The sequence below is a fragment of the Streptomyces sp. NRRL WC-3618 genome, assembly GCF_001280005.1.
GTDB lineage: Bacteria > Actinomycetota > Actinomycetes > Streptomycetales > Streptomycetaceae > Streptomyces.
This window is the reverse complement of sequence record NZ_LGDW01000443.1, coordinates 1-21,101: the sequence shown is the minus strand read 5'-3', so window position 1 is coordinate 21,101 and position 21,101 is coordinate 1. Positions and strand designations below refer to the sequence as shown.

Here is a 21,101-nt window from a genome sequence, read left to right as displayed (position 1 = left end):
TGTTACCGCCCCAGGAATCCGAACCGGCGTTGTCAGTGGCTCCCCCTAGTCTGAGAAAGCACGGGGGCCCCGCCCCTGTCACTTCTCTCAAGAAAGGTGCGGACCGGCGTGGCCGACCGTCTCATCGTCCGTGGCGCGCGCGAGCACAATCTCAAGAATGTCTCGCTCGACCTCCCGCGCGACTCGCTCATCGTCTTCACGGGCCTGTCCGGGTCGGGCAAGTCCTCCCTGGCCTTCGACACGATCTTCGCCGAGGGCCAGCGCCGCTACGTCGAGTCGCTCTCGTCGTACGCCCGCCAGTTCCTCGGCCAGATGGACAAGCCGGACGTCGACTTCATCGAGGGCCTCTCGCCGGCCGTCTCGATCGACCAGAAGTCGACCTCGCGCAACCCGCGCTCGACGGTCGGCACCATCACCGAGGTCTACGACTACCTGCGTCTGCTCTTCGCGCGCATCGGCAAGCCCCACTGTCCCGAGTGCCGTCGCCCCATCTCGCGTCAGTCGCCGCAAGCCATCGTCGACAAGGTCCTGGAGCTGCCCGAGGGGAGCCGCTTCCAGGTGCTGTCGCCGCTGGTGCGCGAGCGCAAGGGCGAGTTCGTCGACCTGTTCGCGGACCTCCAGACCAAGGGCTACTCCCGCGCGCGGGTGGACGGCGAGACGATCCAGTTGTCCGACCCGCCCGCGCTGAAGAAGCAGGAGAAGCACACCATCGAGGTGGTCATCGACCGCCTCACGGTCAAGGACACCGCCAAGCGCCGTCTCACCGACTCCGTGGAGACCGCCCTCGGCCTCGCCGGCGGCATGGTCGTGCTCGACTTCGTCGACCTCCCCGAGGACGACCCAGAGCGCGAGCGCATGTTCTCGGAGCACCTGTACTGCCCGTACGACGACCTGTCCTTCGAGGAACTGGAGCCCCGCTCCTTCTCCTTCAACTCGCCCTTCGGTGCCTGCCCCGACTGCTCGGGCATCGGCACGCGCATGGAGGTCGACCCCGAGCTGATCGTCCCGGACGAGGACAAGTCCCTCGACGAGGGCGCCATCCACCCCTGGTCGCACGGCCACACCAAGGACTACTTCAGCCGCCTCGTCACCGCCCTCGCGGACGCGCTGGGATTCCGTACCGACATCCCCTTCGCGGGCCTTCCGCTGCGCGCGAGGAAGGCGCTCCTGCACGGTCACAAGACCCAGATCGAGGTGCGTTACCGCAACCGTTACGGCCGGGAGCGTGTGTACACCACGCCGTTCGAGGGCGCCGTCCCGTTTGTGAAGCGGCGGCACAGCGAGTCCGAGAGCGACGCCAGCCGGGAGCGCTTCGAGGGCTACATGCGCGAGGTGCCCTGCCCCACCTGCCAGGGGACCCGCCTCAAGCCGATCGTCCTCGCGGTCACGGTCATGGAGAGGTCCATCGCCGAGGTCGCCGCGATGTCGATCAGCGACTGCGCGGAGTTCCTGGCGAAGCTGAAGCTGGACGCCCGCGACAAGAAGATCGCCGAGCGGGTGCTCAAGGAGGTCAACGAACGACTGAAGTTCCTGGTCGACGTCGGTCTGGACTACCTCTCGCTGAACCGCGCGGCCGGCACCCTCTCCGGCGGTGAGGCCCAGCGCATCCGCCTCGCCACCCAGATCGGCTCCGGGCTGGTCGGCGTCCTGTACGTCCTCGACGAACCCTCCATCGGTTTGCACCAGCGCGACAACCACCGGCTGATCGAGACCCTGGTCCGGCTGCGGGACATGGGCAACACGCTCATCGTCGTCGAGCACGACGAGGACACCATCAAGGTCGCCGACTGGATCGTCGACATCGGCCCGGGTGCGGGCGAGCACGGCGGCAAGGTCGTACACAGCGGGTCCCTGAAGGAACTGCTCGCCAACGACGAGTCGATGACCGGGCAGTATCTGTCCGGCAAGAAGGCCATCCCGCTGCCCGACATCCGGCGCCCGCAGGACCCGACCCGCCGCCTCACCGTGCACGGCGCCCGCGAGAACAACCTGCAGGACATCGACGTGTCGTTCCCCCTCGGCGTCCTCACGGCCGTCACCGGGGTGTCCGGCTCCGGCAAGTCGACGCTGGTCAACGACATCCTGTACACGCACCTGGCCCGCGAACTGAACGGCGCCCGCAGCGTGCCCGGCCGGCACACGCGCGTGGACGGCGACGACCTCGTCGACAAGGTCGTGCACGTCGACCAGTCGCCCATCGGCCGCACCCCGCGGTCGAACCCGGCGACGTACACCGGTGTCTTCGACCATGTGCGCAGGCTGTTCGCGGAGACGGTCGAGGCGAAGGTCCGGGGCTATCTGCCCGGCCGCTTCTCCTTCAACGTCAAGGGCGGACGCTGCGAGAACTGCGCGGGCGACGGCACGATCAAGATCGAGATGAACTTCCTCCCGGACGTGTACGTCCCGTGCGAGGTCTGCCACGGCGCCCGCTACAACCGGGAGACCCTGGAGGTCCACTACAAGGGCAAGTCCATCGCCGACATCCTGAACATGCCGATCGAGGAGGCCCGGCACTTCTTCGAGGCCGTCCCCGCGATCGCCCGCCACCTCAACACGCTGCATGACGTCGGCCTCGGCTACGTCAGGCTCGGCCAGTCCGCGACGACCCTGTCCGGTGGCGAGGCCCAGCGTGTGAAGCTCGCCAGCGAACTCCAGAAGCGCTCCACCGGCCGCACGGTGTACGTCCTGGACGAGCCGACCACCGGTCTGCACTTCGAGGACATCAGCAAGCTCCTCAAGGTCCTCTCCGGCCTGGTCGACAAGGGCAACACGGTCATCGTCATCGAGCACAACCTCGATGTGATCAAGACCGCTGACTGGGTCGTCGACATGGGCCCCGAGGGCGGCGCCGGCGGCGGTCTCGTCGTCGCCGAGGGTACGCCCGAGGAGGTCGCCGGGATCCCCGCCAGCCACACCGGCAAGTTCCTGCGCGAGGTCCTGGGCGCCGAGCGGGTCAGCGACGCCACCGCGGTGAAGGCCCCGCGCAAGACGGCCGCCAAGAAGGCGGTGGCCGCCAAGTCGACGGCGACGAAGACGGCTGGAGCCACGAAGAAGGCCGCTCCGGCGAAGAAGACGACGACCCGGGCCCGCAAGGCCTGAGCCGTCGACGGATCCGGACAGCGTGACGAACACGGCGGCCCGCGGGGACTCCCCGCGGGCCGCCGTACGTCGGACAAGCAGGAGGTACCACCAACCGGACCGCCCCTACAGAGCGCCCAGTTCGGCCGCGTACGGCGGTTCCGCGCCCGCTCGTGAACAGGTGATCGCCGCGGCACGGGCCGCGAGACGGAGCAGGCCGGTCCAGCCGTCGGGGCCGAGCTCGGCAAGCGCCGTCGGGGACAGGGCGTCCCTGGTCGACAGGCCGTGCAGCAGTGCCGCGTTCACGGTGTCGCCGGCGCCGATCGTGTCCACGACGTCGACCTGCTCGCCGGGCACGGAGTATTCCGCGCCGTCACGTGTGAAGACGCCCAGCCCGTCGCCGCCCCGGGTGACCACGACGGCAGAAGGGCCGGCGGCCAGCCATTCGTGCGGATTCCCGCCGAGCCACTTCGCGTCCTCCTCCGAGAGCTTGAGCAGTGACACCGAGGGCAGCCAGCTCGTGAAACGAGCCCTGTAGGCGTCTGCGTCGGGGATGAGTACGGGTCTGATGTTCGGGTCGAGCGCGGTGAACACGCCCTGCGCGGCAGCGCTCCGCAACAGTTCCTCGTACGCGCTCGCCCCCGGCTCCAGAACCAGTGAACAGGTACCGAAGGACACCGCCCTGGCCGTGGCGGGGAGTTGAGCGGGCGCCGTGAACAGCCGGTCCGCGGTGCCCTCGACATAGAAGGAGTAGGCGGCGGAGCCGTCCACGCCGATCGAGGCGACCGCCAGGGTGGTCGGCTCGCTGCCGCGCTGCACCGCCGACACGTCGACGCCTGCCGAGCGCAGCCCGTCGAGCAGTGCCTCGCCGAAGGCGTCGGACGAGACACGGGAACAGAACGCGGTGGGGGAACCGAGGCGGCCGAGGGCCACCGCCGTGTTGTAGGGCCCGCCGCCGAGCGCCGGCCGCAGATCCGCGAGGGCGCCCGCCGTGTGCGGAACCAGGTCGATCAGGGCCTCACCGGCGACGACGATCACGAAACGGGTCCTTTCCCGGACTGAGGGGTGTTGCCGCGGTGCTTCTGGTCGGCGCAACCGCACGAATGGCGATGGACGAACGTGCACGGGAGCCGCACGGTTCGGGCCGGGCGGTCCGGGTCGGCCAGGCGTTCCAGGAGCAGACGTACGGCCTGGGCGCCGATGTCCCTGCCGGGCTGCGCGATCGCGGTGAGCCCCGGGGTGAGGAGATCGGCCCAGGCGAAGTCGTCGAAGCAGCACAGCGCCAGGTCGTCCGGCACGGTGAGGCCCCGCCCGCGCAGGGCGCGCAGGGCGCCGATGGTCATCGCGTTGTCGGCGGTGACGAGGGCGGTCGGTGGCGCCGCGAGGGCGAGGAGGGCGGCGGTGGCCCGCTCGGCCCCCTCCGGCCCTGCGCCGCCATGGGCCACCAGGCGTTCGTCGTGGGGGAGCCCGGCGGCGGCGAGGCCGATGCGATAGCCGGCGATGCGTTCCGCCGTCGAGCTGAGGCCGGGGCGGCCCGTGACGAGCCCGACGCGTTTGTGGCCGAGGGCGGTGAGGTGGGCCATCAGCCGGACCATCGGTTCGGCGTTCTCGGCGCACACCTGGTCGAAGCGCGGAGCGCTGTCCGCTGGGGTGTCGACCAACCGGTCCAGGAACACCGTCGGTAGCTCGTGCCGGGTCAGATAGGCGACCAGCGCCCCGGGATCCGCCGAGGGGGCCACGATCATGCCGTCCACGCGTCGCTCGTGCAGCAGCTGGACGACTTTGCGCTCGTGCTCGGGGTCGTCGTGCGGGTCGGCGAGGAGAAGGCTGTAGCCGTGTTCCAGGGCGCAGGCCTCGACGCCCTGGAGGATCTCCGTGAAGTACGGGTTGCTGATCGCCGACACCGCGAGCCCGAAGGACCGTGTTCGCGCGGTGACCAGAGAACGGGCCAGAGTGTTCGGGGAGTAGCCCAGCGTCTCGATGGCGTCGAGGACGGTCTGACGGGTCGCGGGGCGCACGACGCGGGTGCCGTTCAGTACATGGGAAACGGTCGCCACGGACACGCCGGCGTGCCGTGCGACATCGGTCATCGTCGCCATGAAGTCCCCGCCTTCCCGTCCCGACCGGACGTCACTGACGGCAACGTATCGCATCCCCAGCGCGACGTAAACGCTTGCGTAAGCGCTTACGTAAACGCTTACGCCTGTGCCGGGCCGGTCATTCCCAGTCCCAGCCGATGCCCAGAATCCCTGGTCGCAGCCTCGGCTCGACGAGGTGGACCGAGCGGTGGCGGGCGCTCACCGGCAGTTCCTGACGGCCACTGCGAGGCGCCGCCGCCGAGTGCTGGGCGAACCGGTGGCAGCGCACCGGCAGGGAACCGTCGTCGAAACGGACCTGGAGGGCGTACTGGCCGCCCGCGACACCGAATCCGCGCACGTACTCACGGGACATGCCCGCGGTCCCGTCCTCGACGGCGTACCGGAAGAGGAACGTGTCGCCCGCGCGCAACCGCGTGTCGAAGAGGAGTTCGGCGACGAGCACTCCGGTGTCGTGGTGCCGGCGTACCCGCCCCGTGCGGCAGTTCTCCAGGGCGTGGACCGACATGCGGTCCGGCACGCAGCCGGGGTCACCGTGGTGCACGGCGACGAAACGGTCGGTGTCGTCCCGGTGGGCGCGCACGATGTGGTGGGACTCCCGGGTGAGGAGTTCACGGTGGGTGCCGATTCGTACCCGTTCGTGCAGGCCGAGAGTGTGCAGGCCGCCGTCGGGCGGCGCCGCCAGCTCCGTCAGCAGCCGCTCCAGAGCTCCGGAGGCCTCCACCAGAGAGCGGTACGAACGCGCGGCGGGACGCTGCGTGGCGGCGCGCTCCTCGTCCTGGGAGAGCAGCCGGATCAAGGCCTCGTCCGGTAGCTGGAGGATCTCCTCCAGGGCCCTGACGGCCCGCAGCGACTCGGGGCGCTGCGGGCGGCGGGCGCCCTGCTGCCAGTAACTCAGGCTGGTGACGCCGACCTTGACCCCGTACCGCCACAGATGGTGCTGGACGCGCTGCAGGGGCAGACCGCGAGCGGTGATCGCGGCGCGCAGGGCCACATGGAAGGGGCCATTTCGCAGAGCCGTGTCCAGTTCCGCGGCGGTTTCCTCCGCGACGACGTCGTCCGCGTGCGGTGTGCCTTGTCGCATGCAGGGGGCCCTTCTGTGGATGATCGCGGCGGCTGGTCGGACCGTGCGCGTGGGTCGAACCGGGGCTGCCCGGCGGGCGTACGCGGCGTTCTCGCCCCCGTGTCCGCGTGCCCCCGTGTCCGCACGGGTGTACGCGGCTGTTCACCGCCCCCGAGTTCCCCCGCATTGAAGCGTGTTGACCAAGACGGGACAACACCTGAGGCTCACGTTCCTGCCCGCCCCTCCCGGGGACCGGGGGCTTCGGTCCACGGGATCACCGCGCTGTCACACCCCGCCAGTAGGGTGTGAGACATGGCCGACCCCTCCAGCTACCGCCCCAAGCCGGGACAGATCCCGGACTCTCCCGGGGTGTACAAATTCCGCGACGAGCACCGCCGGGTGATCTACGTCGGGAAGGCGAAAAGCCTGCGCCAGCGCCTGGCCAACTACTTCCAGGACCTGGCCGGCCTCCACCCGCGTACCCGCACGATGGTCACCACGGCCGCCTCCGTGGAGTGGACGGTGGTGTCCACGGAGGTCGAGGCGCTCCAGCTGGAGTACTCCTGGATCAAGGAGTTCGACCCTCGTTTCAACGTCAAGTACCGCGACGACAAGAGCTACCCGTATCTCGCGGTGACCATGAACGAGGAGTACCCGCGCGTGCAGGTGATGCGCGGTCACAAGCGCAAGGGCGTCCGCTATTTCGGGCCGTACGGGCACGCGTGGGCCATCCGCGACACCGTGGACCTGCTGCTGCGCGTCTTCCCGGTGCGCACGTGCTCGGCCGGTGTCTTCAAGAACGCCGCCCGCACCGGCCGCCCCTGTCTCCTGGGCTACATCGGCAAGTGCTCGGCGCCCTGCGTCGGGCGGGTCTCCGCCGACGAACACCGTGAACTGGCCGAGGAGTTCAGCGACTTCATGGCCGGCCGGACAGGGACGTATCTGCGCCGGCTGGAACAGCGGATGACGGAAGCGGCCGAGGAGATGGAGTACGAGCGGGCGGCCCGGCTGCGCGACGACATCGAGGCCCTGCGGAAGGCCATGGAGAAGAGCGCGGTCGTGCTCGCCGACGCGACCGACGCCGACCTGATCGCGGTCGCCGAGGACGAGCTGGAAGCGGCCGTGCAGATCTTCCACGTACGCGGTGGACGGGTGCGCGGCCAGCGGGGCTGGGTGACCGACAAGGTCGAGGACGTCACCACCGCGGCCCTGGTCGAGCACGCCCTCCAGCAGCTCTACGGGGAGGAGAAGGGCGACTCCGTGCCCAAGGAGGTCCTCGTCCCCGCGCTGCCCGACCCCCTGGAACCCGTCCAGGAGTGGCTGGCGGAGCGGCGCGGATCCGGGGTCTCGCTGCGCATCCCGCAGCGCGGCGACAAGAAGGCCCTCATGGAGACCGTGCAGCGCAACGCGCAGCATTCGCTCGTGTTGCACAAGACCAAGCGCGCCTCCGACCTGACGACCCGCTCGCGCGCCCTGGAGGAGATCGCCGAGGCCCTCGACCTGGACAGCGCCCCGCTGCGGATCGAGTGCTACGACATCTCCCACCTCCAGGGCGACGACGTGGTGGCCTCCATGGTCGTCTTCGAGGACGGCCTGCAGCGCAAGAGCGAGTACCGCCGCTTCCAGATCAAGGGCTTCGAGGGACAGGACGACGTCCGGTCCATGCACGAGGTGATCGGCCGTCGCTTCAAGCGCTACATCGCCGAGAAGGAGAAGACCGGCGAATGGGCGGACGGCCAGGAACCCGCCCAGGAACCCGCACAGGAACCCGATCAGGAGCCCGGCGTGGAGCTGAAGCACGACGACGGGCGGCCCAAGCGGTTCGCCTATCCGCCGCAGCTCGTCGTCGTCGACGGCGGGCAGCCACAGGTCGCCGCCGCCCAGCGGGCGCTGGACGAGCTGGGCATCGATGACATCGCCGTCTGCGGCCTCGCCAAGCGCCTGGAGGAAGTCTGGGTTCCCGGCGAGGACGACCCGGTGATCCTGCCCCGCACCAGTGAGGGCCTGTATCTGCTCCAGCGCGTGCGTGACGAGGCGCACCGCTTCGCGATCACGTACCAGCGCGTCAAACGGGCCAAACGCTTCCGGGCGAGCCCCCTGGACGATGTGCCCGGACTCGGCGAATCCCGGAAACAGGCGCTGATCAAGCATTTCGGCTCGGTGAAGAAGCTGCGGTCCGCCACAATCGACCAGATCCGCGAGGTTCCCGGCATAGGTCTCAAGACGGCCGAGACGATCGCCGTGGCCCTCGCACAGGCGGCCCCGGCCGCGCCCGCCGTGAACACGGCGACGGGAGAGATCATGGACTACACGCAAGAGCCGGAAGCCACGGCAGTCACGCAGGACGGGGAACCCGGGACGAGGGCGGGTTCCCCGGGGGAGCCCGTAGCCGCGGGCACCCCGGACGAGCGACGGGGGCAGGAGAAATGACCGAGCACGAGACACCGAAGCCCGAGCACACAGCGGAAGGCCAGACGGGTCCCAAGGAAACGGGCGACGATCGCTCGCGACACGCCGAGGGCCCCGCGCCGGGCGCCGCGGCGGACCAGGAACCGCCGGGCCAGGAAGACGGAGAGCAAGTGGGTACGGGCATCGAGACAGCCGGGGTCCCCGAAGCGGCCATCCCCGAGCTGGTGATCATCTCCGGCATGTCCGGAGCCGGCCGCTCGACGGCCGCCAAGTGTCTGGAGGACCTCGGCTGGTTCGTCGTCGACAACCTGCCGCCCGCGCTGATCCCCACCATGGTGGAGCTCGGCGCCCGCTCGCAGGGCAACGTCGCGAGGATCGCGGTCGTCGTCGACGTACGCGGCCGGCGTTTCTTCGACAACCTCCGTGAGTCGCTCGCCGACCTGGCGGCCAAGGGCGTCACCCGGCGGATCGTCTTCCTGGAGTCCTCGGACGACGCCCTGGTGCGCCGTTTCGAGTCGGTGCGCCGGCCGCACCCCCTCCAGGGCGACGGCCGCATCGTCGACGGCATCGCCGCCGAGCGCGAGCTGCTGCGTGAGCTGCGCGGCGACGCCGACCTGGTGATCGACACCTCCAGCCTCAACGTGCACGAACTGCGCGCCAAGATGGACGCCCAGTTCGCCGGCGAGGAGGAGCCCGAGCTGCGGGCCACGGTCATGTCCTTCGGCTTCAAGTACGGCCTGCCCGTCGACGCCGACCTGGTTGTGGACATGCGGTTCCTGCCCAACCCGCACTGGGTCCCGGAGCTGCGCCCGTACACCGGCCTCAACGAGGAGGTGTCGGCGTACGTCTTCAACCAGCCCGGCGCCAAGGAGTTCCTCGACCGGTACACCGAGCTGCTCCAGCTCATCGCCGCCGGATACCGCCGCGAGGGCAAGCGCTATGTGACGATCGCGGTCGGCTGCACCGGCGGCAAGCACCGTTCGGTCGCCACCTCCGAGAAGCTCGCCGCCCGCCTGGCATCGCAGGGCGTGGAGACCGTGCTCGTGCACCGGGACATGGGACGGGAATGACGGGACGTACACCGAGGCTGGGCAGGCTGCGACGCGCGACCCCCGTGGTGCGCACGGGCCGGCCCGTCGAGGCCCGCGGCGCCAGGCCGCGCCGCCGGGGCGCCCAGCCCAAGGTCGTCGCCCTGGGCGGCGGCATGGGGCTGTCCGCGTCGCTGGCCGCACTGCGCCGGATCACCGGCGACCTGACCGCGGTCGTCACCGTGGCCGACGACGGCGGCTCCAGCGGGCGCCTGCGCGACGAGCTCGGCGTGCTGCCGCCCGGCGACCTGCGCAAGGCCCTGGCCGCCCTGTGCGGCGACGACGACTGGGGCCAGACCTGGGCCCGCGTCATCCAGCACCGCTTCCAGTCCAAGGGTGACCTGCACGAGCACGCCGTCGGCAACCTGCTGATCGTCGCCCTGTGGGAGCAGCTCGGCGACCACGTACAGGCCCTCGACCTGGTCGGCAGGCTCCTCGGCGCGCACGGCCGCGTCCTGCCGATGTCCGCCGTACCTCTGGAGTTGCAGGCGCTGGTCAGGGGGCACGACCCGGAGCGGCCCGACGACGTCGACACCGTACGGGGACAGGCGACCGTCGCGTTGACGCCCGGCGAGGTGCAGACCGTGCACCTGGTGCCGCACGACCCGCCCGCCGTCCCGGAAGCCGTCGCCGCCGTCCTGGACGCCGACTGGGTGGTCCTCGGGCCAGGCTCCTGGTTCTCCTCCGTGATCCCGCACCTGCTGGTGCCCGAGCTGCTCGACGCGCTCACCGAGACGAAGGCCCGCCGGGTACTCTCGCTGAACCTCGCGCCGCAACCCGGAGAAACCGAGGGGTTCTCTCCGCAGCGTCATTTGGAGGTTTTGGGACGACACGCCCCTAAACTCGCCCTGGACGTGGTGCTTGCCGACGAGGCCGCCGTGCCCGACCGCGACTTGCTGACCGATGCCGCCAAGCGGTTCGGTGCCGCGGTCGAGCTGGCGCCGGTGGCCCGGACCGACGGATCTCCTCGGCACGATACGGAGCTGTTGGCCGCCGCGTACGACCGTATTTTTCGGATGCATGGAAGGATCGGCCCATGGCGATGACGGCAGCGGTGAAGGATGAGATCTCCCGGCTCCCCGTCACCCGTACCTGCTGCAGAAAGGCGGAGGTCTCCGCCATTCTGCGGTTCGCCGGCGGCCTCCATCTGGTGAGCGGGCGCATCGTGATCGAGGCGGAGCTGGACACCGCGATGGCGGCACGCCGGCTCAAGCGGGACATCCTGGAGATCTTCGGCCACAGTTCCGAACTGATCGTGATGGCGCCCGGCGGACTGCGCCGCGGTTCCCGTTACGTGGTCCGGGTGGTCGCGGGCGGTGACCAGCTGGCCCGCCAGACGGGGCTCGTGGACGGCCGTGGGCGCCCGATCCGAGGCCTCCCCCCGCAGGTGGTCTCCGGGGCCACCTGCGACGCGGAGGCGGCCTGGAGAGGTGCCTTCCTGGCCCACGGCTCGCTCACCGAGCCGGGGCGCTCCTCGTCCCTGGAGGTGACCTGCCCGGGCCCGGAGGCCGCGCTCGCCCTCGTCGGCGCCGCCCGCCGTCTGTCGATCGCGGCCAAGGCCCGTGAGGTGCGGGGCGTCGACCGGGTCGTCGTCCGGGACGGGGACGCGATCGGCGCCCTCCTCACCCGGCTCGGCGCGCACGAGTCCGTGCTGGCCTGGGAGGAGCGCCGGATGCGCCGCGAGGTCCGCGCCACCGCGAACCGCCTCGCCAACTTCGACGACGCCAACCTGCGCCGTTCCGCGCGCGCGGCCGTCGCCGCCGGCGCCCGTGTCCAGCGGGCGCTGGAGATCCTCGCCGACGAGGTTCCCGAGCATCTCGCGGCGGCCGGCCGGCTGCGCATGGACCACAAGCAGGCCTCCCTGGAGGAGCTGGGCGCCCTCGCCGACCCGCCGCTGACCAAGGACGCCGTCGCCGGCCGTATCCGCCGGCTGCTCGCCATGGCAGACAAGCGGGCCCAGGATCTCGGCATCCCGGGCACGGAGTCCAACCTCACCGAGGAGATGGCCGACGCGGGCTGACTGAGCCTCACCACAGGCTGACGAAACCTCAACACGCCGGTGCCGGTACCCACTTGGGTACCGGTATCGGCGTTTGTCAGTTGATGGGGCCCCCTTGACTGGATCATGAACTGTCATGAGCCTGGCATCTGATCCACCACTGCGGCGGATCATCGCTAGGGGGGTACATGAGACGCAGAGCGAGAACGATCCTCGCCGTAGGCGCACTCGTGCTGGGCGGCGCGGGACTCGCGCCCATCGCCGTGGCCGCGGAGGACGCCGGTACGCCCGGCCCCGACGAGGTCAAGGTCTTCCGCGCCGAGGTGACGAAGGCGCAGATTCCGCTGTTGCTCGCGGCCGGCCAGGACGGTCACGAACTCGGGGAGCAGGCGCCCGACAAGGGCACGGCCACGGTCGAGGTCTACCTCACCGACAAGCAGGCCGACCAGCTGGAGGACAAGGGCGTCCATCTCAAGGAGCACACGCTTACGGCGACGGCACGCGCGCGCGTGGCCGCCGCCGGTGACGGCGTCTTCCGGCCGTACAGCGGAGCCGGCAACCTCCGCGAGGAGATCCTCAAGACCGCGCAGCAGAACCCGGGCCTGACCAAGGTCGTCTCCATCGGCAAGACCCTTCGGGGGCAGGACATCCTCGCGCTCAAACTGACCAAGGGCGCGAAGAAGACCAAGGACGGCGCCAAGCCGTCGGTCCTGTACCTGTCCAACCAGCACGCGCGTGAATGGATCACGCCGGAGATGACCCGGCGGCTGATGCACCACTACCTGGACAACTACTCCAGGGACAAGCGCATCAAGAAGATCGTCGACTCGACCGAACTGTGGTTCGTCCTGTCCGCGAACCCCGACGGCTACGACTTCACGCACCGCCCCGACGGCGACCGCCAGTGGCGCAAGAACATGCGGGACGTCAACGGCGACGGCAACATCACCATCGGCGACGGCGTCGACCTCAACCGCAACTTCGCCTACAAGTGGGGCTACGACGACGAGGGTTCGTCCCCGTCCCCCACCAGCGAGACCTACCGCGGCGCGGGCCCGGCCTCGGAGCCCGAGACCAAGGCCCTGGACGCCTTCGAGAAGCGCGTCGGCTTCACCTACGGCATCAACTACCACTCCGCCGCCGAACTCCTCCTCTACGGGGTCGGCTGGCAGGTGGCGTCGCCGAGCCCCGACGACGTCCTGTACAAGTCGCTCGCCGGTACGCCGGAGAAGTCGGCGATCCCCGGCTACCACCCCCAGCTCTCCTCCGAGCTGTACACCACCAACGGCGAGGCGGACGGCCACGCGGCCAACGTCAACGGCATGGGGATGTTCACCCCGGAGATGTCGACCTGCCAGACCGCGTCGAACCTCTACCCGGACGACGCCTGGAAGGCGGCCGACTGCGCCTCGGTCTTCACCTTCCCGGACGACGAGAAGCTGATCCAGCAGGAGTTCGCCAAGAACATCCCGTTCGCCCTGTCGGTCGCCGAGTCCGCGGCCAGGCCCGACCAGCCGAAGTCCTCGGTCGGCATCGCCGCCCCCGACTTCACCCCGGCACCCTTCACCACCTCGTACTCGCGCGGCGCCGACCAGGAGGTCTCGGTCGTCGTCCGCAGGTCCGTACGCGACAAGGAACTCAAGTACCGCGTCAACGGCGGCCGTACGGAGGACATGGCGCTCAAGGCGTGGAAGGGCGGCGAGACCTACGGCGGTGACGACAACCTGTACTTCGACGAGTACCGCGCCAAGGTCGCCGACGGCGACCCGGGCGACAAGGTCGAGGTCTGGTTCACCGGCGAGACGAAGGCCGGGAAGCACACCAAGAGCACCCGGTTCACCTACACGGTCGCCGAACGGCCACGCGCGGACACCCTCGTCGTCGCCGAGGAGGGCGCGACCGCCACACAGGCGCAGACGTACGTCGACGCGCTGAAGGCCAACGGCAGGAAGCCGCTCGTCTGGGACGTCGCCGCCCTGGGCGCACCCGACGCGCTCGGCGTGCTCCGCCACTTCAAGACGGTCGTCCACTACACGGGCGCCGTACGGCCGGGCAACGCCACCCAGCTCCAGCTGCGCGCCTACCTCAACGAGGGCGGCAAGCTGGTCGAGGCCGGCGAGAGCGCCGGAGGCTCCGTCGACCTCGGCGGGGGCACCCTGTCGAACGACTTCAGCCAGTACTACCTGGGCGCCTACTCCCGTACGACCACACCCTCGGTCAGCGCCTTCAACGGCTCCGGGAAGCTCACCGGGTTCAACGGCGCCCTCGGCGACGCGCCCGGCAACCCGCTGAACGCGGCCGGATCCTTCGGCGTCACCTCGGACAACCTGGCCGCGCAGACGTATCCGCAGTTCGCCAGCGCGGGCGCGGGCGGATACCCCGGAGCCGCCAACCCGTACGGACCGTACGCGGGCGCCTCCATGGCGGCCGTCAAGCACACCGACTACGCCTGGAACCGTCTCACCCGCACCATCGACCTCACCGGGGTGAGCGCGGCCTCCGCGCCCACGTTCCGTACCCAGCTCCTGTGGGACACGGAGGAGGGCTACGACCACGCCGTACTCGAAGCCCACACCGCCGGGGCCGACGACTGGACCACGCTCCCCGAGAAGGGCGGCGCCACCAGCACCGCCGTGCCCGCCGAGTGCGAGGCCGGGTTCTTCATCAAGGGCCACCCGGCGCTCACCCGCTATCTGACCCTCGGTTCGGGTGCCTGCACGCCCACCGGGACCAGCGGCTCCTGGAACAGCTTCACCGGGGCCTCCGCGGGCTGGCAGCAGGTCAACTTCGACCTCTCGGCCTACGCCGGCAAAAAGGTGGAGATCTCGATCAGCTACATCACCGACCCCGGCTCCGGCGGACGCGGCGTTCTCGCCGACAACGCCACCGTCGTGATCGGCGGCACGGCGGGCCCGGTGGAGGACTTCGAGACGTCCCTGGGCGCCTGGAGCGTCCCCGGACCGCCCGCGGGCAGCCCCGCGGTCATCAAGGACTGGGGTCTGTCGGGCGAGCTGGCCAGGACGTACGGAGCGGTCACCACCGATGACACGGTGCTGCTGGGCTTCGGCCTGGAGCACGTCACCGCGGCGGCCGACCGGAAGGCACTTCTCGGCAAGGCACTGGCCGCGCTGAAGGACTGATCAGCACCCGTTTCATCGGATCATCGCGCCGATTTCGATCAGGTAATCGCAGCGCGAGACCAGGGCGGTCCGTACCCCTACTGGCGGGTACGGACCGCCCTGCCGTGTATGAGGCATCTCGATGTCACCAGCGGCGCCGCAGGGAGGTAGGGTCGTAGGCGGTCGGGGACATCCCATACAACTCGCCGGCACGTGAGCCGGCGTACCAACGAGGAGATCGGTTTCGTGACGATCCGCGTAGGCATCAACGGCTTTGGCCGCATCGGTCGTAACTACTTCCGCGCGCTGCTGGAGCAGGGTGCTGACATCGAGATCGTGGCTGTCAACGACCTGGGTGACACCGCGACCACCGCTCACCTGCTCAAGTACGACACCATCCTGGGCCGTCTCAAGGCCGAGGTGTCGCACACCGCCGACACGATCACGGTCGACGGTCACACCATCAAGGTGCTCTCCCAGCGCGACCCGGCCGACATCCCGTGGGGTGAGCTGGGCGTCGACATCGTCATCGAGTCGACCGGCATCTTCACCAAGAAGGCCGACGCCGCGAAGCACATCGCCGGTGGCGCCAAGAAGGTCCTCATCTCGGCTCCGGCCTCCGACGAGGACATCACGATCGTCCTCGGCGTCAACGAGGACAAGTACGACGCGGCGAACCACCACATCATCTCCAACGCCTCCTGCACCACCAACTGTGTGGCGCCGATGGCCAAGGTTCTCCTGGAGAACTTCGGCATCGTCTCGGGTCTGATGACCACGGTCCACGCCTACACCAGCGACCAGCGTCTGCAGGACTTCCCGCACAAGGACCTGCGTCGCGCCCGCGCCGCCGCCGAGAACATCATCCCGGCGAGCACCGGTGCGGCCAAGGCCCTCGGCCTGGTCATCCCGGAGCTGGCGGGCAAGCTCAACGGCATGGCGATGCGGGTGCCGGTCCCGACGGGATCCGTCACCGACCTGGTCGTCGAGACGGAGCGGGTGGTGACCAAGGAAGAGGTCAACGCCGCGTTCCAGAAGGCCGCCGAGGGCGAGCTGAAGGGCTACCTGGACTACACCGAGGACGCGATCGTCTCCTCGGACATCGTCAACTGGCCGGCCTCCTGCACGTTCGACTCCTCGCTGACCATGGTGCAGGGCAACAGCGTGAAGATCATCGGCTGGTACGACAACGAGTGGGGCTACTCCAACCGCCTCGTCGACCTCACGGTCTTCGTCGGCAACCAGCTCTGAGTACCGGAGCAGGCACTTCGATGTGAGCACAGGGCTCGGGCGACGCGAAGCGGCGTTGTCCGAGCCCTGTGGCGCGTATTGATCGACCCGGCCCGTTCCGGACCACAGAGCCCTCCCTAGGAGTCCCCTTCATGAAGACGATCGATGAACTCCTCGCCGAAGGAGTCGACGGCAAGCGGGTCTTCGTCCGCGCCGACCTGAACGTGCCGCTGGCCGACGGCGCCATCACCGACGACGGCCGCATCCGGGCCGTCCTGCCCACCGTCAAGGCCCTCGCGGACGCCGGCGCCAAGGTCGTCGTCGCCTCCCACCTCGGCCGCCCCAAGGGCGCCCCGGACCCCGCCTTCTCCCTGCTGCCCGCCGCCGAGCGCCTCGGTGAACTCCTGGGCGCCCCCGTGGCCTTCGCCCAGGACACCGTCGGCCCCGCCGCCCACGACGCCGTGAACGGCCTCGAGGCAGGCCAGGTCGCGGTGCTCGAGAACCTGCGCTTCAACGCCGGTGAGACGTCGAAGGACGACACCGAGCGCGGCGCCTTCGCCGACCAGCTGGCCGCCCTCGCCGACGTCTACGTGGGCGACGGCTTCGGCGCGGTGCACCGGGGGCACGCCTCGGTCTTCGACCTGCCGGCCCGGCTGCCGCACTACGCCGGCTACCTCATCGCCACCGAGGTCGGCGTCCTGAAGAAGCTCACCGAGGACGTCAAGCGGCCGTACGCCGTCGTGCTGGGCGGCGCCAAGGTCTCCGACAAGCTCGCCGTCATCGACCAGCTCCTCGCCAAGGCCGACCGCATCCTCATCGGCGGCGGCATGGTGTTCACCTTCCTCAAGGCCAAGGGCTACGAGATCGGCGCCTCCCTCGTCCAGGAGGACCAGCTCCCGGCCGTCAACGAGTACATCGAGCGCGCGGAGAAGAACGGCGTCGAGCTGATCCTCCCCGTCGACGTGCTGGTCGGCTCCGCGTTCCCGGACCTGAAGACCAAGGCGCCCGCGAACCCGGCCACCGTCGCCGCCGACGCGATGCCCGCCGACCGGATGGGCCTGGACATCGGTCCGGAGTCCAGCACGCTGTACGCCTCGAAGCTCGCCGACGCCGCGACCATCTTCTGGAACGGTCCCATGGGCGTCTTCGAGCACCCCGACTACGCCGAGGGCACCAAGGCGGTCGCCCAGGCACTCCTCGACTCCCCGGCCTTCACGGTCGTCGGTGGTGGAGACTCCGCCGCCGCCGTGCGCATCCTGGGCTTCGACGAGAACGCATTCGGCCACATCTCGACCGGCGGCGGCGCCTCCCTCGAATACCTCGAGGGCAAGACGCTCCCCGGCCTCGCCGCACTGGAAGGCTGACCCCGCACATGACCACTCGCACGCCGCTGATGGCGGGCAACTGGAAGATGAACCTCAACCACCTCGAGGCCATCGCCCACGTCCAGAAGCTCGCGTTCGCCCTCGCCGACAAGGACTACGAGGCCTGTGAGGTCGCGGTCCTGCCGCCCTTCACCGACCTGCGCTCGGTACAGACCCTGGTCGACGGCGACAAGCTCAAGATCAAGTACGGCGCGCAGGACATCTCCGCGCACGACACGGGCGCCTACACCGGCGAGATCTCCGGCTCGATGCTGGCGAAGCTCAAGTGCACGTACGTGGCGATCGGCCACTCCGAGCGCCGCCAGTACCACAACGAGACCGACGAGCTCGTCAACGCCAAGGTGAAGGCCGCCTACAAGCACGGCCTCACCCCCATCCTGTGCGTCGGCGAGGAGCTGGAGGTCCGCGAGGCGGGCAACCACGTCTCCCACACGCTCGCGCAGGTCGAGGGTGGCCTCAAGGACCTCCCGGCCGAGCAGGCCGAGACCGTCGTCATCGCGTACGAGCCCGTCTGGGCCATCGGCACCGGCAAGGTCTGCGGCTCCGACGACGCCCAGGAGGTCTGCGGGGCGATCCGCGCGAAGCTCGCCGAGCTCTACTCCCAGGACCTGGCCGACGCCGTACGCATCCAGTACGGCGGCTCGGTGAAGTCCGGGAACGTCGCCGAGATCATGGCGAAGCCCGACATCGACGGCGCACTGGTCGGCGGAGCCTCGCTCGACGCCGACGAGTTCGTCAAGATCGTTCGGTTCCGCGACCAGTGAGTATGCGCTAGAGGCGATCCGTCGTACTCTTGCGGGGCCGAAACTAGTATTTGGTACGCCGGGCGTTCCGAATGAGAGTTCCGGCCCCGTCGTCCATCAGAATCCGAGGAAGTTGGTCCAGCCGTGGTTTTGGGGTTCTCGATCGCCCTGATCGTCTTCAGCCTGCTGCTGATGCTGCTGGTGCTGATGCACAAGGGGAAGGGCGGCGGCCTCTCCGACATGTTCGGTGGCGGCATGCAGTCGTCCGTCGGCGGCTCCTCGGTCGCCGAGCGCAACCTCGACCGCATCACCGTGGTGATCGGTCTGCTGTGGTTCGCGTCCATTGTCGTACTCGGCATCCTGATGAAGGTGAACAACTGATCAGCGGCTGACACCGGTCGTCAAATTTCGGTACGACAGCACATTACGCACGCACATTCCGCACGTAAGGCCCCATGTTCGGTACGCCCTGCCAAGGGCGGCCTATCATGGGGCTTGCGTCTTGGTGCAGGGCCTGTAACTCCAAGCACTGGACGCGCGTTGGGCCTTACGTAGACTGAGGCGCTCGCAACGAAGCGAAAACGTCGACTCGCTTCGCGGCACCATTACGCAGGGAGTTACGACCGTGGCAAGTGGCAACGCGATCCGAGGAAGCCGGGTCGGGGCGGGGCCGATGGGCGAGGCCGAGCGGGGCGAGTCCGCGCCGCGTCTGCGCATCTCCTTCTGGTGCTCCAACGGACATGAGACGGTGCCCAGCTTCGCCAGCGACGCGCAGGTCCCCGACACCTGGGACTGCCCGCGCTGCGGATTTCCCGCCGGACAGGACCGGGACAACCCGCCGGACCCGCCGCGCACCGAGCCGTACAAGACGCACCTGGCGTATGTACGGGAGCGGCGCAGTGACGCGGACGGCGAGGCGATCCTCGCCGAGGCGCTCGCCAAACTGCGGGGCGAAGTCTAGAAACTGACGGCGGCCAGGCACCGAGAGGTGCCTGGCCGGAGTCGTCTGACGGGGCGTCGACCACCGGCTCCCCGACCGATTGTCAGTGGTGCCCTCTACGGTTGGTGAATCGGCGAACCGAGAGGGGGAATCGTGACGACGGTCGCGATGGCGGGAACGCGTGTGCCCACGTGGCGCGGAGGCTTCGGGCGGCTGTGGAGCGCCGCCGTACTCTCCAGCTTCGGCGACGCACTGCGCACGGCGGCGCTGCCGCTGCTCGCCACGACACTCACCGGCAATCCCCTGCTCATCGCCTCCGTGACGGCCTGCGGCTATCTGCCCTGGCTCGTCTTCGGACTGCTCGGCGGCGCTGTCGCGGACCGAGTCGACCAGCGGCGCGCCATGTGGACGGTGGACGCGGTACGGGGGCTGCTGGTCGCCTGCTTCGCCGTGGCCGTCGGCCTGGGGCACACCTCGATCGGCCTGCTCATCGCCCTGGCCTTCGCGCTGACCACGCTCCAGACCCTCTTCGACAACGCCTCGACAGCCCTGCTGCCGGCCCTGGTCGACAAGGAGGCGCTCGGCGGCGCGAACGCCCGCCTGATGACCGGTCAGCGTGTCGCGGGAGGTCTGCTGGCCGGGCCGCTGTTGCCGGTACTGATCGCGCTGGGCGCAGCCGTGCCCTTCGCGGCCGATGCCGTCACCTTCCTGGTCGGGTCGGCCCTGGTCGCCTCGCTTCGGCCCGATGCGCCCGCGCGGGCACCGAGACCGGCGGGCAGCACCTTGCGTGGCGAGATCGCGGCCGGCCTGCGCGTCCTGTGGCACGACGGGCCGCTGCGCAGCCTGTGCGCGGCCACAGCACTGTGCAACGTGGGCATGGGCGCCCTCATCGCCACGATGGTGCTGTTGGTGACCGGCTGGCTGGACTCGGGCAACGCCGGGTACGCGGCGGCGATGACCGCCTACACGGTCGGCAGCCTCACCGGCGGGGTGCTGAACGGACGTCTCGTGGACCGGCTCGGACGGATACGGGCCGTCGTGCTCGCCGGTACGGTGCAGATCGGCGCGCTGGTCGTCATGGGCTCGGTGCGCAGGCTGAGCGCGCTGGTCATCGCCCTGGCGGTGTTCGGGCTCATGGGGATGGTGTGGAACGTCAACACGACGACCCTCATGCAGCGCCACAGCCCCGCCGCGATGCTGGGCCGGGTCAGCTCGGCCTTCCGCACCCTGGCGATCGCCGGAGCCCCGCTGGGCGCGCTGCTGGGCGGAGCCATCGCGACGGCGTGGGGACTCAACACGCCGGCGCTGCTCGCCGCCGCATTCTTCGTCCTGTCGGTCACCGCACTGATACCGGCGCTGAAGTCGGACGTATCAGGTGTCGGACCGGATGACGGTACGACGACATCGACCAACAAACTGATCAATTAGGTTGGGGCCGGCAGCGGGGGCCCAGGCAGGAAAGAGGCGGAAGCCCGAGATGAACGCAGACAGCCGTAGCAGGCTCAACCAGACGCCCGAGTGGACGGCTCTGGGCAAGCACCGGGAGGAACTGGCGGACACCCATCTAGGGGATCTGTTCGCGACCGACCCCGGGCGCGGCGCCGGGTACACGCTCCAGGTCGGTGACCTGCACATCGACTACTCCAAGCATCTCGTCACCGACGAGACGCTGCGGCTGCTGCGCGAGTTGGCCGCCGCGACGGATGTGTTCGGGCTGCGGGACGCCATGTTCCGGGGCGAGAAGATCAACATCACCGAGGACCGTGCTGTGCTGCACACCGCGCTGCGGGCGCCGCGCGGTGCGGTGGTCGAGGTGGACGGCGAGAACGTGGTGCCGGCCGTGCACGCGGTCCTGGACAAGATGGCCGCGTTCGCGGACAAGGTGCGTTCGGGTGAGTGGACCGGGCACACCGGGCGGCGTATCAGGAACGTCGTCAACATCGGCATCGGG

15 protein-coding genes and 1 pseudogene are annotated in these 21,101 nt (G+C 69.6%); 13 read left to right on the top strand and 3 right to left on the bottom strand.

All coding sequences use genetic code 11. From position 1 onward, the window contains the following. Window positions 1-108: 108 nt before the first annotated feature. On the top strand, window positions 109-3,099 hold the full coding sequence (uvrA, locus tag ADL01_RS28665) for an excinuclease ABC subunit UvrA (protein ID WP_053744894.1): 2,991 nt from the start codon (window positions 109-111) through the stop codon (window positions 3,097-3,099). A 105-nt stretch (window positions 3,100-3,204) separates the two neighbouring features. On the opposite strand, the gene ADL01_RS28660 is transcribed toward uvrA, so the two are convergent. The 3 genes from ADL01_RS28660 to ADL01_RS28650 all read right to left on the bottom strand — a co-directional run bounded on the left by ADL01_RS28660 (window position 3,205) and on the right by ADL01_RS28650 (window position 6,258). Next, a complete protein-coding gene (locus tag ADL01_RS28660) occupies window positions 3,205-4,116 on the bottom strand; it encodes a carbohydrate kinase family protein (protein ID WP_053744893.1) in 912 nt (303 codons plus the stop codon). Further along, window positions 4,113-5,177 (bottom strand): LacI family DNA-binding transcriptional regulator, encoded by a 1,065-nt coding sequence (locus tag ADL01_RS28655; protein ID WP_053744892.1) that lies wholly within the window; start codon window positions 5,175-5,177, stop codon window positions 4,113-4,115. The genes ADL01_RS28660 and ADL01_RS28655 overlap by 4 nt, the downstream gene beginning before the upstream one ends. Window positions 5,178-5,295: 118 nt before the next feature. Continuing rightward, window positions 5,296-6,258, bottom strand: a complete 963-nt coding sequence (locus ADL01_RS28650) for a hypothetical protein (RefSeq protein ID WP_053744891.1) — start codon at window positions 6,256-6,258, stop codon at window positions 5,296-5,298. Window positions 6,259-6,549: 291 nt separating this feature from the next. Between ADL01_RS28650 and uvrC the strand changes: the two genes are divergently transcribed. From uvrC to ADL01_RS28590, 12 genes and pseudogenes are all read left to right on the top strand, one after another. Next, on the top strand, window positions 6,550-8,667 hold the full coding sequence (gene uvrC, locus ADL01_RS28645; protein WP_053744890.1) for an excinuclease ABC subunit UvrC: 2,118 nt from the start codon (window positions 6,550-6,552) through the stop codon (window positions 8,665-8,667). Further along, complete coding sequence (rapZ, locus tag ADL01_RS28640; protein ID WP_053744889.1) at window positions 8,664-9,716, top strand: RNase adapter RapZ; 1,053 nt, start codon at window positions 8,664-8,666, stop codon at window positions 9,714-9,716. The genes uvrC and rapZ overlap by 4 nt, the downstream gene beginning before the upstream one ends. Further along, on the top strand, window positions 9,713-10,780 hold the full coding sequence (locus ADL01_RS28635; RefSeq protein WP_053744888.1) for a gluconeogenesis factor YvcK family protein: 1,068 nt from the start codon (window positions 9,713-9,715) through the stop codon (window positions 10,778-10,780). The genes rapZ and ADL01_RS28635 overlap by 4 nt, the downstream gene beginning before the upstream one ends. Beyond that, entirely contained in the window at window positions 10,771-11,754 is a 984-nt protein-coding gene (whiA, locus tag ADL01_RS28630; protein WP_053744887.1) for a DNA-binding protein WhiA, read from the top strand. Before ADL01_RS28635 ends, whiA begins: the two co-directional genes overlap by 10 nt. A gap of 167 nt (window positions 11,755-11,921) precedes the next feature. After that, window positions 11,922-14,873 carry a M14 family metallopeptidase gene (locus ADL01_RS28625; RefSeq protein ID WP_053744886.1) on the top strand — a complete coding sequence of 984 codons (2,952 nt, stop codon included), beginning with the start codon at window positions 11,922-11,924 and terminating at the stop codon, window positions 14,871-14,873. A gap of 225 nt (window positions 14,874-15,098) precedes the next feature. Beyond that, on the top strand, window positions 15,099-16,103 hold the full coding sequence (gap, locus tag ADL01_RS28620; protein ID WP_053744928.1) for a type I glyceraldehyde-3-phosphate dehydrogenase: 1,005 nt from the start codon (window positions 15,099-15,101) through the stop codon (window positions 16,101-16,103). A 131-nt stretch (window positions 16,104-16,234) separates the two neighbouring features. Beyond that, a complete protein-coding gene (locus ADL01_RS28615) occupies window positions 16,235-17,446 on the top strand; it encodes a phosphoglycerate kinase (RefSeq protein WP_053744885.1) in 1,212 nt (403 codons plus the stop codon). 8 nt (window positions 17,447-17,454) lie between these two features. Then, window positions 17,455-18,231, top strand: a complete 777-nt coding sequence (gene tpiA / locus ADL01_RS28610) for a triose-phosphate isomerase (RefSeq protein WP_053744884.1) — start codon at window positions 17,455-17,457, stop codon at window positions 18,229-18,231. A 123-nt stretch (window positions 18,232-18,354) separates the two neighbouring features. Further along, window positions 18,355-18,591: a preprotein translocase subunit SecG gene (gene secG / locus ADL01_RS28605; RefSeq protein ID WP_006373292.1), complete on the top strand. Its 237-nt coding sequence runs from the start codon at window positions 18,355-18,357 to the stop codon at window positions 18,589-18,591. Between the two features lie 244 nt (window positions 18,592-18,835). Beyond that, complete coding sequence (locus tag ADL01_RS28600) at window positions 18,836-19,171, top strand: RNA polymerase-binding protein RbpA (RefSeq protein WP_078960808.1); 336 nt, start codon at window positions 18,836-18,838, stop codon at window positions 19,169-19,171. A gap of 132 nt (window positions 19,172-19,303) precedes the next feature. Continuing rightward, entirely contained in the window at window positions 19,304-20,578 is a 1,275-nt protein-coding gene (locus ADL01_RS28595) for an MFS transporter (protein WP_053744882.1), read from the top strand. A gap of 49 nt (window positions 20,579-20,627) precedes the next feature. After that, window positions 20,628-21,101, top strand: a pseudogene (locus tag ADL01_RS28590) (glucose-6-phosphate isomerase); the annotation flags it as partial.